At 71.0% G+C, this 12,629-nt stretch carries 9 protein-coding genes; 3 read left to right on the top strand and 6 right to left on the bottom strand.

Annotated elements, in window-relative coordinates; genetic code table 11:
* Nucleotides 1-51 precede the first annotated feature (51 nt).
* Nucleotides 52-1,719 (bottom strand): S53 family peptidase, encoded by a 1,668-nt coding sequence (locus tag Athai_RS00555; RefSeq protein ID WP_203959635.1) that lies wholly within the window; start codon nucleotides 1,717-1,719, stop codon nucleotides 52-54.
* 227 nt (nucleotides 1,720-1,946) lie between these two features.
* Entirely contained in the window at nucleotides 1,947-2,690 is a 744-nt protein-coding gene (locus Athai_RS00550; protein WP_239156625.1) for an AraC family transcriptional regulator, read from the bottom strand.
* A 64-nt stretch (nucleotides 2,691-2,754) separates the two neighbouring features.
* Between Athai_RS00550 and Athai_RS00545 the strand changes: the two genes are divergently transcribed.
* A complete protein-coding gene (locus Athai_RS00545) occupies nucleotides 2,755-3,324 on the top strand; it encodes a TIGR03086 family metal-binding protein (RefSeq protein ID WP_203959633.1) in 570 nt (189 codons plus the stop codon).
* Nucleotides 3,325-3,494: 170 nt separating this feature from the next.
* On the opposite strand, the gene Athai_RS00540 is transcribed toward Athai_RS00545, so the two are convergent.
* Nucleotides 3,495-5,279, bottom strand: coding sequence for an MDR family MFS transporter (locus Athai_RS00540; protein ID WP_275422355.1), 1,785 nt, complete (start codon nucleotides 5,277-5,279; stop codon nucleotides 3,495-3,497).
* 178 nt (nucleotides 5,280-5,457) lie between these two features.
* Between Athai_RS00540 and Athai_RS00535 the strand changes: the two genes are divergently transcribed.
* Nucleotides 5,458-6,015, top strand: coding sequence for a TetR/AcrR family transcriptional regulator (locus Athai_RS00535; RefSeq protein WP_203959631.1), 558 nt, complete (start codon nucleotides 5,458-5,460; stop codon nucleotides 6,013-6,015).
* Between the two features lie 126 nt (nucleotides 6,016-6,141).
* Here the strand turns inward: Athai_RS00535 and Athai_RS00530 are convergent, their stop codons facing one another.
* On the bottom strand, nucleotides 6,142-8,745 hold the full coding sequence (locus Athai_RS00530; RefSeq protein ID WP_203959630.1) for an MFS transporter: 2,604 nt from the start codon (nucleotides 8,743-8,745) through the stop codon (nucleotides 6,142-6,144).
* Complete coding sequence (locus Athai_RS00525; RefSeq protein WP_203959629.1) at nucleotides 8,742-9,269, bottom strand: MarR family winged helix-turn-helix transcriptional regulator; 528 nt, start codon at nucleotides 9,267-9,269, stop codon at nucleotides 8,742-8,744. The genes Athai_RS00530 and Athai_RS00525 overlap by 4 nt, the downstream gene beginning before the upstream one ends.
* Nucleotides 9,270-9,721: 452 nt before the next feature.
* On the opposite strand from Athai_RS00525, the gene Athai_RS00520 reads away from it, so the two are divergent.
* Nucleotides 9,722-11,215 carry a peptide MFS transporter gene (locus Athai_RS00520; RefSeq protein ID WP_239156624.1) on the top strand — a complete coding sequence of 498 codons (1,494 nt, stop codon included), beginning with the start codon at nucleotides 9,722-9,724 and terminating at the stop codon, nucleotides 11,213-11,215.
* Nucleotides 11,216-11,285: 70 nt separating this feature from the next.
* Here Athai_RS00520 and Athai_RS00515 read toward each other — a convergent pair whose 3' ends face one another.
* Complete coding sequence (locus tag Athai_RS00515; RefSeq protein WP_203959627.1) at nucleotides 11,286-12,629, bottom strand: ABC transporter substrate-binding protein; 1,344 nt, start codon at nucleotides 12,627-12,629, stop codon at nucleotides 11,286-11,288.

The following is a 12,629-nucleotide window of genomic DNA, read 5'->3' as shown; positions in this document are numbered from 1 at the left end:
CTGGTCCAGGCGGCGTCGGTTCAGGACGGCGTCGGTTCAGGACGGTGCCGGTCAGGCGGCGCCGGCCGCGCCCGGAGCGAGCGGCGTGCTGCCGCCGGGCGAGGCGGGGCCGGCCGGCGGCGCGGTGCCACCGGGCGGGGTGGCCTCGCCCCGCGAGGTGAGCACGTGCGCCAGCGAGGCGGTGGGCACCCCGAGGCCGGTACAGGCGTCCCACCCCGGGCCCGCCTCGTAGGCGCCGTTGCCGCCGGTGGTGATGTCGCGGAACCCCGGCGCGACCGAACCGGCGGTGGTCGTCCCGTACAGGGTGGGCTGGAGCAGGCCGAACCCGCCGCCGGCCCGCTGCGCGAGCCGGGCCAGCAGCGCCGCCCACAGTGGGGCGACCGCGCTGGTGCCGCCGATCACCAGGTCCTTGCCGTCGACCCGAACCCGGTAGCCGGTGGCCGGGTCGGCGTTCGCCGCCACGTCCGGCACGCCGCGGCCGGTGCCGCCGTTGCGCCCGGCCGGCACGCCGACCTGCTGCTGCCAGGACGGCAGGTCGAACACGGTGCTCACGCCGCCGCCGGTCGCGCCGCCGCCGGAACCGGAATTCCACACCGTCTCGGCGTGCACCGCGCCGGTCGACGCGTCCGCGGTCAGGCTGGTACCGCCGCAGGCCAGCACGTGCGGGCTGGACGCCGGGAAGTCGGTGTGCGCGGCGCCGTCGGTGGCACCGTCCGCGCTGCCGCCGTCGCCGGCCGCGGCGGTGACGGTGACGCCGAGCGCGGCGGCGTCCGCGAGCGCCTGGTCGAAGCTGGTCCGGGCCTGCTCGGTCCACTGGTCCTCGCTGGCACCCCAGCTGATGCTCACCGCGACCGGCGTCGGGTCGGCGTGGATCGCGGTACTCACCGCGTCGAGGAAACCCTGGTCGGTGTTGGGCGCGAAGTAGACCACCTGGCGTGCGCCGGGAGCGAGGCCGCCGACCACCTCGATGTCCAGCAGCACCTCTCCGTCCGCGCCGTTCGGGTCGGCACCCGGCCGGTTCTGCCCGCCGTCCACCCCGACCGCGGTGACCGTCGGCGGCGTCAACTGCAACTCGCCGAAGTAGCTGTCCAGGTCGGCCTGGGCGAACCCGCCGCCCAGCTCGATGATCGCCACCGTCTGGCCGCTGCCGTCGGTGTCGGCCGGGAAGCCGTAGACGGCGCCGAGCTGGGGCGGCGAGTACGACGCGGCGGCCGCCTCGGCGGCGGCCACCCGGAACGCGGCGCGTGCCTGCGGCCGGTCGTCCAACCCGAGCACCGCGGTGACCACCCCGGCCAGCGCGGCGGGCACCCGCAGCTCGCCCTCCCGGTGCCGGTAGGCGACCGTACCGCCGGTGAACGGGTTCGGAGCGCTCATCCGGGACAACCGGGTGCCGAACACCTCGGTCTGGGCCGCCAGCGGACCGCCGACCACCACCCGGCGGCTGGCCGGGTCGACCGAGACGACGTCCAGCCCATGCCCGGCCAGCACCGCCCGGACCGCTTCGATGTCCGCCGGGTCCGCCCCGTACCGGTCGGTGAACTCGGTGCGGCTCACCGTCGCCGGACCCGTCACCAGCTCGGCCGGCAGCGGGTTCCGCCGACGCAGCACCAGCGTCGTCTCCAGCCGCTCGGTGCCGTCCAGGGCGCCGGACTCCTGCGCGTGCGGCAGTGCGGCGCCGCGCCGGCTGCCTGGTACCGGAACGAATGCCACGTCAGTCATGAACCCATCATCGCGCGTCACGGACGCCTCGTGCCGTACCGAACCCACCCGAGTGCTGACCCGGCACGCCTTTTTCCCAGAGCTTTGCTCTGCACACTCATACGCACCAGGCGGTGCCACAGGTGCGCAAGGCCGCAGCCGGGCGGCCGGGATCGCGGGCACCCCCTGGGGCGTGTCTTCATAGCCAGCCACCCGGCTGCTCCGGGGCGGAGCCATGAAGACACGCCCTAGTACCGCTGCGCGTACCAGGTCGGGGACTCGCCGAAGATGCTCGTGAAGTCGCGGATGAAGTGGCCCTGGTCGGCGTAGCCGAGGTCGGCGGCCAGCCCGGCCCAGTCGATCGCGCCGCCGGCGGCCATGCGTGCGGTCACCTCGTGCAGGCGGTAGCGCCGGATCACCCATTTGGGCCCGATGCCGACGTACTCGGCGAACAGCCGTTGCAGCCCCCGGATACTCAGCCCCAACTCGCCGGCAAGCTGCTCGGCCCTGGTCACGGCCCTGTCCTGGGCGATCAGCTCGACCGCCGCCGCCGCCCGCCGCACCCGCGGGTCGTCGCCCGGCAGGTGTGCCAGCAGGAACGCCTCCACGGTCGGCACGTCGAGCCTGCTGGGCAGGTCCGGGCCGAAGACCCCGGTCGCCGGGACGACGCGGTCGGTGATCGTGGCGACCGAGGCACCGAGGAAGGGGCGGAAGCCACCCGGCCGGAACGCGACACCGAAGACGTGGTCGCGGCCTTCCAGGACCCGGATCCGGTAGCCGCTGCACACGCCGTTGACGTCCGCCCGGCCGGCACCGAACGACAGGTGCACGTTCGGGTACGGCACGATCTTCTGCCGGTAGGGCTCGGCGTAGTCCCAGCGAGCCTCCCAGTACCGCGCCACCCATGGCGCGAGGGCCGGCGACGGATCGTGGAACGTGTGGCGCTGGTACCTGCTCCACGCACTCCGCAGCTCGCGGCCGTCCCGCCCCACGCGGCCGAGTCTATGTCGCCTTTGTTCAATACCCCTCCGACCGGCGGCACCTAGCGTCGGGGCCATGTCACACCTCTCCACCGCGGCCGAGGCCATGGCCGCCGTCACCCGCACCATCACCGACGACCAGCTCACCAACCGGACCCCGTGCCCGGCGTACGACGTGCGAGGACTGGTCAACCACCTGCTGTTCTGGGGCCCGTCGCTCGCCGGCGCCGGCCGCAAGGAGTCCGTGCCGCAGCCGGCCGCCGCCGAGTCCGAGGTGGAGCTGGCGGACGGCGAGTGGCGTGCCCGGCTGCTCGCCCTGCTGGACGACATCACGTCGTCGTGGGCGCCGGCGAGCGCCTGGGCGGGCGAGACGAGCATGGGCACGCCGCAGTTGCTGCCCGCGCCCGTGATGGGCGGCATGATCGTCGGCGAGCTGGCCGTACACGGGTGGGACCTGGCGGTCGCGACCGGGCAGCGCCTGGAACTGCCCGCCGACCTGCTGGAGTACCTGCACGGCACGGTGTTCGCCACCGTGGAGCAGGGGCGGGAGATGGGTATGTACGGACCGGAGGTCGCGGTCCCGGCCGACGCACCCACCCTGGCCCGCGTCCTCGGCCTGACCGGCCGTGATCCCGCCTGGGCGTAGCCACCACCCAAGGTCCGGCGCGGGCTGTCGAGGCGGGGGCGCGCGGCGTGCGGTGGTGCACCCGGGTGCGCAGAGCAAAGCGCCGCGAGAACCCCGCGACACCGCGACGACACCGGGGCGGGTCGGCCCCCTCGTGCCGACCCGCCCCGGTGTCGCCCGGCCGGATCCGGTCAGTCCACGCCGCCCGCCTCGGCGACCGCGGCCAGCGGCCGGATCGTGCCGGCCGGCGGCCCGGCCGGCACCGTGCTCACGGCAACGCCGGTACCAGCACCGATCCGCTCGGCCGGCTCGGCCGCGGCAGGGGCCCCGGCCGCGGCGCCGACCCGCTCGGCCGGCTGGCTACTGGCCGCACCGGAACCGGAGCCCGAGTCGGGGCCCGCGCCCCGCAGCGGTACCTGACGGATCAGCCAGGCGAGCGCGAACACCAGCGCGGCGATCGGTAGCGCGGCCCAGAAGACCACGCCGACGCCGTTGCCGACCGCGGCCAGGTACGCCTGATGCACGGCGGCCGGCAGCTGGTTCAGCGCGTCCGGGCTCATCCGGGCGCCGCCGGACAGCAGCCTGTCGCCGGCACCGGCGCCGAGCTGGTCGTTCAGCGAGGCGGTCAGCCGGGCGGTGAGCACCGCGCCGAACACCGCGGTACCGAAGGCGCCACCGATCGACCGGGCGAACGTGACGACGCTGGACGCCACCCCGATCTGCCGGATCTCGACGCTGTTCTGCGACACCGTCATCAGCGTCTGCATCAGCCCGCCCATGCCGAGCCCGAGCGGCACCATCAGCACCCCGGCGACGAGCCGGCTGGTGTCCACGTCCAGCTGGGCCAGCGCCACCATCCCGACGATCATGAACGCGCCGCCCAGGATCGGGAACAGCCGGTACCGGCCGGTCCGGGTGATGATCTGCCCGGAGATGAGGCTGACCACGATCATGCCGAGCATCAGCGGCAGCAGTGCGAGCCCGCTGCTGGTGGCCGAGTCCCCCTGCACGATCTGCTGGTACTGCGGCAGCGCCAGGGTGGCGCCGAACATCGCGAACCCGACCAGGAAGCCGAGGATCGACACCACCGCGAAGTTCCGGTTCCGGAACAGCCCGAGCGGGATGATCGGTTCCGCGACCCGCCGCTCCACCAGCACGAATCCGACCAGCGCCAGCACCGCGAGCACGCCGAGGCCGATGATCTGGGTGGACAGCCACGGGTACTGGCTGCCGCCCCACGTGGTGCCGAGGATCAGCGAGCCGGCGGCCAGCGCCAGCAGCCCGGCGCCCAGGTAGTCGACCCGGTGGCTGGTACGCACCCGGGGCAGCTTGAGGGTCGCGATGATCACCGCGAGCGCCGCCACGCCGACCGGCAGGTTGATGTAGAACGCCCAGCGCCAGCTGAGGTGGTCGGTCACGTACCCGCCGAGCAGCGGGCCGCCGATCATCGCCAGCGGCATGATCGCCGCCATGATCCCCTGGTACCGGCCGCGTTCCCGGGGCGGCACGAGTACTCCCATGATCGACATCGCGCCGACCATCAGGCCGCCGGCACCGAGCCCCTGGAAGGCGCGGAACGCGATCAGTTCGGTCATGCTCTGCGCCGCGCCGGACAGCGCGGAGCCGCCCAGGAACAGCACGATCGCGGCGAGATAGACCTTCTTCTGCCCGTACAGGTCGCCGAGTTTGCCCCAGATCGGCGTCGTCACCGTGGTGGCGAGCAGGTAGGCGGTGACGACCCAGGAGTAGTGCGCCAGCCCGCCCAGGTCGCCGACGATCCGCGGCAGCGCGGTGTTCACCACCATCTGGTCCAGCATCGCGAGCAGCATGGCGAGCATGACGCCGACCAGCACGACGTACATCCGGCCCCTGGACTGCGCCCCGGGCGGCGGCGCTGCAGCTGTCGGTGGGCTCGACTCGTCCGTTGTGGCGTGGGCCCCGACGTACCGGCTGGGGGTGTGCTTGCGAGCGGCCACGGGTACGCTCCTCTCAGAGGCCAGCAATTTACTTGCCGGCCGGCTAGTTGCCTTACCTGCTGTAAGGTAAGCTCGGTACTAGCCGGCCGTCAAGTAAGTACGCGAGTGACGAGGAGCGCACCAGAGACATGAGCACGGCGCAGCGTGTGTCGGAGACCCACCGGAGCGGGGAGCGGCGATGACGACTCGGGAACGCCCCCGCGACACCAGGGCACGCATCCAGCAGGTCGCGCTCGACCTGTTCGCCGAGCACGGGTACGAGAAGACCGCGCTGCGCGAGATCGCCGAGAAGCTCGGGGTCACCAAGGCCGCGCTCTACTACCACTTCAAGACCAAGGAAGACATCCTGGTCAGCATCTTCACCGACTCGGCCGAGCAGATCGACGAGCTGATCGAGTGGGCGCGCAGCCAGCCGCCGACGGTGGAGACCCGGCGCGAGGTGATCCGCCGCTACTCGGGACTGATGCGCGGCAACCGCAAGCTGCTGCAGTTCATGCACGAGAACCAGCCGACGCTGCGCGACCTCCCGATCGGCGAGACGATGAAACACCGGATGGCCGGCCTGTTCGAGGTGCTCACCGACGACGGCCAGTCGCTGCCCGACCAGCTGCGCGGCCGGCTCGCGGTGTTCGCGATCAGCTTCGGCACGATGGTCGCGATGGCCGACACCAAACACTCCCGCGACGAGGTCGCCGACGCCGCGGTCGAGGTCGCCCTCGACCTCATCCGCGACTGACCAACCGGCGCCACGAGCCGGCCCACCCGAGCCGGCGCCGCCCGGGCCGGCGCCACCCGAGCCGGCGCCGCCCGGACAGCAGGAGGGCCCGGCGGCACACCTGCCGCCGGGCCCTCGCCGTACCGGTCAGTCGGTCGAGTGGCTCAACTCGACGTCGTGCTCGTGCCGGTCACCGATGCTGAGCGTCAGTGAGCTGCGCACCGGCGCGTACCCGGACGCGACGACCGTGTAGTCGCCCTCCGGGACCTCGGTGAACGCGTACCGCCCGGCGTCGTCGGTGATGGTCGCCGCGATCTCCGTCCCGTCCGGCCGGCGCAGGCTGACCCGGGCGCCGGGCACCAGCCGCCCGTCGGAGGACCGGGCCACACCGCGCAGCTGGGCGCCACCGGCCAGCTCGATGTCCTGCCGGACCCGGCCCACGTCCGGCACCGTGACCAGCAGCGCCACCGGCTGGTACGACGGCGCGCTGACGGCCAGCGTGTACGACCCGGCGACCAGCTCGACGAACTCGTAGGAGCCGCCGGTGTCGGTGGACTGCGAGCCGACCACGTTGCCGTCGGCGTCCGCGAGGATCACCGCGGCGCCCGGGATCGGGCGGTCGCCGGTCTGCTTGACCGCACCGACCAGGCCGGCCGAGCCGGCCAGCGTCAGGTCCAGCTGCACCGGGTTGCCGTTCACCGTGACCATCGTGGCCTGCGGCTGGTGCGCCCGCGCGCGGGCGATCAGCACGTAGTTGCCGGGCCGGTCGACGGCGATCTGGTAGCCGCCGTCCTGCGCCGTGATGCCGCGGCCCATCTGCTGGCCGGCCGGGTCGATCAGGGTCAGCGCCGCGTCCGTGACGACCGCCCCGCCGGCCTGCCGGACGTACCCGCGGATCGGCGTGCCGATCACCGGTGCCGGCGCGGTCGGATCGGCGGCCAGCGCCGGGGCCGGGTCGGCCGGTGGCTCGGCGGCGGCGTCGGCGGCGTGCCGGCCGCCGGCCGAAACCGGGTCCTCGGTGTCCGGCACCATCGCGGTCGGCTCCGCCGCGGCGATCGCGGCCGGGTCGGCGCCCGCCTCCGCGCTCTCCGCGGACAGCCGCGCCGCGGTGCCGGACTGGCTGCGCAGCGGCACCTCCTTGGTGAACAGGAACACGAAGAACGCGATCGCCGCGACCCCGGCCGCGAGCAGGAACACCAGGTCCATCGAGTTGGAGAACCCGACCAGGAACGGCCGCGCCAGCCGGTCGTCGATCGCCGAGAGGAACGACGAGTCGCTCACCACCTTCTTCGCCGCCTGCGCGGGGTGCTTCAGCAGCTCCACGTTCAGCGGGTTCTTCAGTACCGACGGGTCCTGCGCGGCCTGCGCGATGCCGTGCTGGATCGACTTCTCCTTGAACGCGTTGGTGATCTTGTCACCGACCGTGCTGAACAGCACCGAGATGAACACCGCGGTACCCAGCGTGCCGCCCATCTGCCGGAAGAACGTGCTGGTCGCCGACGAGACGCCCATGTCCTTCGGCGGCGCGGCGTTCTGCACCGCGAGGGTCAGCGTCTGCATGCAGTTACCGAGGCCGAGGCCGAGCATCGCCATGAAGATGTTGACCTGCCACAGCGCGGTGTCCGCGCCGATGGTGTGCAACAGCAGCAGGGCGGCGACCATCAGCGCGGTACCGATGATCGGGAAGATCTTGTACCGACCGGTGCGGGCGGTGATCTGGCCGGACACGATCGAGCCGACCATCATGCCGAGCACCATCGGCAACATCAGGAAGCCCGACTTGGTGGCCGACGCGCCGTGCACGATCTGCAGGTACTGCGGCAGGATCGCGATGCCGCCGAACATCGCCATACCGACGATGAAGCCACCCACCGACATCAGCGAGATCACCGGGTTCCGGAACAGCCGGAGCGGGATCAGCGCCTCGTCCTTGGCGAACTTCTCCGCGATGATGAACGCGACGATGCCGAGCACGCCGATGCCGTAGGCGGCCAGCGACCGGGTCGAGGTCCAGCCCCATTCCCGGCCCTGCTCGGCCACGATCAGCAGCGGCACCAGCCCGACGATCAGGAACAGCGCGCCGGCCCAGTCGATCTTGTGCCGGCGCCCCGCGTGCGGCACGTTGAGCACCTTGGTCACCACGATCAGCGCGATCGCCGCGATCGGCACGTTGATCAGGAACACCCAGCGCCAGCCGGTCAGGCCCAGGATGCTGTGCTGCCCGGCCAGGTAGCCGCCCAGCACCGGCCCGAGCACGCTGGAGGTGCCGAACACGGCGAGGAAGTAACCCTGGTACTTGGCACGTTCGCGCGGGGCGACGATGTCACCGATGATCGCCAGCGCGAGCGACATCAGGCCACCACCGCCGAGGCCCTGGAACGCCCGGAACGCGGCCAGCTCGTACATCGAGGTGGCGAACGTGCAGGCGACCGAGCCGGCGATGAAGATCAGGATCGCGGCCAGGAAGAACGGCTTCCGGCCGTACATGTCGGACAGCTTGCCGTAGAGCGGCGTCGCGATCGTCGACGTGATCAGGTACGCGGTGGTCGCCCACGCCATCTGGTCCAGACCGTGCAGGTCGTCGGCGATCTTGCGGATCGCGGTGCTGACGATCGTCTGGTCGAGCGCGGCGAGGAACATGCCGAGCATCAGGCCGATCAGGATCGTCATGATCTGGCGGTGCGTCAGCACGCCGTTGGACGGGGACGCAGCCGCCTTGCTCGGTGCCGCGGCAGCAGCGGTATGACTCATCCGACCTTCTCTCCCCGTTGCTGTTTCTCGCCGCAGCCCTCGTGGACTCGCAGCAGGTATTCCTCGAAGTCGTCGTTGAGGCGGTCGAGCAGCGTCAGCAGTGCACGCCGCTCGTCGTCCCGCCAGCCCGCGAGCACGCAGGCCATGTGCTCGTTGCGCCGGCCACGGATGCGCCGGTAGACCCGCCGGCCCTCCTCGGTGGGCGCGAGCAGGTGGGCCCGGCCGTCCTCGGGGTCCTGGGTGCGCTCCACCCAGCCCTGTTTGACCAGCGCGGTGACCTGCCGGCTGATCGTCGAGATGTCCGAGTGCACGGCTTCGGCCAGGGCCGTGGTGCGTTGCGGGCCGTCCGCGGCGAGCCGCCACAGCAGCACGTAGCCGACCTTTTCGATGCCCGCCTGGTACAGCTCGGGCAGGTTGGTGTGGTTGCGACCCACCAGGCGCAGGAACCGGACAAGCTGATCGCCGAGGCGGTCGGCCAGCGCAAGCTCCTCGTCGGGCGGAGTCGCCGGCGTCGATCCGGACATGATCTCCAAGCTGCCTGCCGGCTCGACAGCCGGGCAGGCCCCACCGAGGATGGATAGTTGTTCCCTACAAGCATCAGTTTTGACGGCCGGCCAGGCAAGTTGATTAGCTGTGACGAAGAACCCAATTACTTGCCGGCCGGTCAAATGCGCCCGACAAACCACTCGTACGGTGACGAGACGGTGACGAGATCGCGCACCTGACCGGCGATCCCCGGTCGAGCCGGCCTCTTCGCCGAACCAGACACCGGTGCCGCGACCAGGGCGGCCGGCCCCGAGCTGGGCCCGCCCCAGCCTAAGCGCGACCACACCGACGGCTGGCGGCACCCCGCGCCGTTCCGAACCCACCGGTTCGCAGCTCGACGCTCGGTCGGGTCGGGGAAAAAAGCGGCAAATGCCCACCAAGCGGGTCGGTAGCGATGCAGCCTGAGAGGATCCCGGGGAAAGGGGCCACGGTGGCGCAGGCAGTCGACGACGACGCGGTACCGGACGCACCGCAGTACGGCTTCTTCGGCCATCCGCGCGGCCTCGCCACGCTGTTCTTCACCGAGCTGTGGGAGCGGGTCAGCTACTACGGCATGCGCGCCATCCTGCTGTACTACATGTACACGGCGGTCAGCAAGGGCGGCCTCGGCATCCCGCAGGGCACCGCGGCGTCGCTGATGTCGATCTACGGCTCGGCCGTGTTCATGTCCGGCATCATCGGCGGCTGGATCGCCGACCGGCTGCTCGGCTCCCGCCGGTCGATCTTCATCGGCGGCAGCCTGATCATGTGCGGGCACATCTGCCTGGCCATCCCCACCGGCGGCCTGCTCGCGCTCTACCTGTCGATGATCTTCATCGTGCTCGGCACCGGGCTGCTCAAGCCGAACATCTCCAACGTCGTCGGCGACCTCTACAGCCGGCGCGACGCCCGCCGGGACGCCGGCTTCTCGATCTTCTACATGAGCACCAACATCGGCGCGTTCATCGCGCCGATCGTGGTCGGCGCGCTGGCCAACGGGTACAACTACCACGCCGGGTTCAGCTTCGCCGCGTTCGGCATGGCACTGGCCCTGGTGCTCTACGTCGTGCTGGGCAGCTGGATGGGCACCGCCGGCACCAAGGCACACAACCCGATCACGCCCGACGAGCGGCGCCCGATCGCCACCCGACTCGGCATCGGCGCGATCGTCGTCGTCCTCGTGCTGGGTGGGATGGTGCTCGGCGGGGTGTTCACCGTCGGCTGGATCATCGACATCATCTCGCTGCTGTCGATCGCACTGCCGGTGGCGTACTTCGTGATCATGCTGCGCAGCCCGCGCACCACCGCGGACGAGCGGTCCCGGGTCCGGGCGTACATCCCGCTGTTCGTCGGGTCGATGTTCTTCTGGATGATCGAGGAGCAGGGCTCGGTGGTGCTCGCGACGTTCGCGAAGCAGCGCACCGACCTCAAGCTCGGCAGCTTCGACATCCCGCCGGCCTGGTTCCAGTCGATCAACCCGCTGGCGATCGTCCTGTTCGCGCCGCTGTTCGCGTTGCTGTGGACCAAACTCGGCGACCGGCAGCCACGGACGCCGCGCAAGTTCGCCGCCGGGATGTTCCTCGCCGGCCTGTCCTACCTGCTGATGACCGGGCCCGGGCTGATCAACGGAACCTCGGTACCGGCCAGCCCGTTCTGGCTGGTCGGCAGCTTCGTGCTGGTCATCTTCGGCGAACTGTGCCTGTCCCCGGTGGGGCTGTCGGCCACCACCAAGCTCGCGCCGGTCGCGTTCGCGTCCCAGACGATGAGCCTGTGGTTCCTGTCCGACGCCGCGGCGCAGGGCATCAGCGCCCAGATCGTCCCGGTGTTCGATCCGAGCACCGAGGTCGCCTACTTCGCCATCGTCGGCAGCGTGGTCGCACTGCTCGGCGTGGTCATGTACTTCGTCTCACCGCTGATCACCAAGCGGATGCGCGACGTCACCTGATCGGCTCCGGCGCGGCGAACCGAACACCACCCGGACGCCGCACGGTCCCCGCGCGGCGTCCGGGACAGCGTCAGTGGTAGTGCGAGTCGTAGGTCTCGCGGATCAGATCGGCGAGCGAGCTGAGCTTCTTGTCCAGCCGGCCGAAGACGTCCGGCACCGACGCGCCCGACGAGTACAGCTTGGTCAGCTGCTCGTCCATGGTGTCACCGGCGCTGGACACGATCAGTCGGATCAGGTCCTGCGGCTGGGTCTTCGGCAGCTGGTTCAACGCGGTCAGGTAGTTCTTGTCCTTGGTCGCCTTGACGAGTTCCTGCTGCTGCCGGGCCGCCTTCACCACCGGCAAATACCCGGTACCGACCGTCCAGTGCGCCGAGTTCACCGGCTGGGCCAGGAACTTCAGGAACTGCCAGGCGGCTTCCTTGCGCGACTTCGCCGCGTACTTGAGGATGCCGATGCCCGACCCGCCGGTGGGGCAGCCGAAGTTCCCGTCGTGCTGCGGCAGGAACGCGGTGCCGACCTGGTACTTGCCGCCCTCCGCGTTCAGGCTCGCCTGCTTCAGCCCGCCCGTCGAGGACAGGTAGCACGCGGTGATGCCGCTGCCCATGTCCTGGTCCGGCTTCTGCGACAGGTACGCGGCCCGGTGCTTGCGGATGAAGTCGACCATCCACTGACCGGCGGCGATCACCGGCCTGGTGTCGAACGTGACGTCCAACCCCTGCGAGTAGTGGCCGCCCCAGGTCCAGATGTTGCTCTGGAAGTACCAGCTGGAGTAGGTGCTGCCCAGCGCGAGCACCTTCGGATGCCCGGCGGCGGTCTTCTGCCGCATGATGGCCGGCGCCCACTGCTGCAGCTGCTCCCACGACTCGGGCCCGTCCGGGGACAGCCCGGCCTTCTCGAACAGCGTCTTGTTGTAGTAGAAGAGCGGCGTGCTGCGCGCGAACGGCAGCCACCACAGCTTCCCCTGGACGGTGCCTTCCTGGATGAACTGGTCGATGAACTGGTCCGGCCGCACGTCGCCGTCGAAGAAGTCGTCGTACGGCTCCAGCGCGTCGGCCAGGTGGATCTTGCGCCAGGTGATCTCGGACAGTACGCAGATGTCCGGGACCTGCTTGGCCACGATGGCGGTGGCGAGCTTCTGCATCGTCATCTCGTAGCTGCCCTGGAACTGGGCCTCCACGTAGATGTCCGACTGGCTGTCGTTGAACTTCGCCACCAGCTCGGTGAGCACCGCGAGCGGGGTACCGCCGAACGAGTGCCAGAACACCACGTGCTGCCGCTTGGCGTACTTGCCGGGGACCGATCCGGCGGTCTGCCGGAAGTCGCCGGCGCAGCCGGACATCGCCGCGGCGCCGGTCAGTCCCAGCGCGGCGAGCAGGGTGCGCCGGCTCAACGCGGCGCGTGCGTTCGCGTTCAT

Source organism: Actinocatenispora thailandica, assembly GCF_016865425.1.
In the GTDB taxonomy this organism is placed as follows: domain Bacteria; phylum Actinomycetota; class Actinomycetes; order Mycobacteriales; family Micromonosporaceae; genus Actinocatenispora; species Actinocatenispora thailandica.
This window is presented reverse-complemented; position numbering and strand designations above follow the sequence as displayed.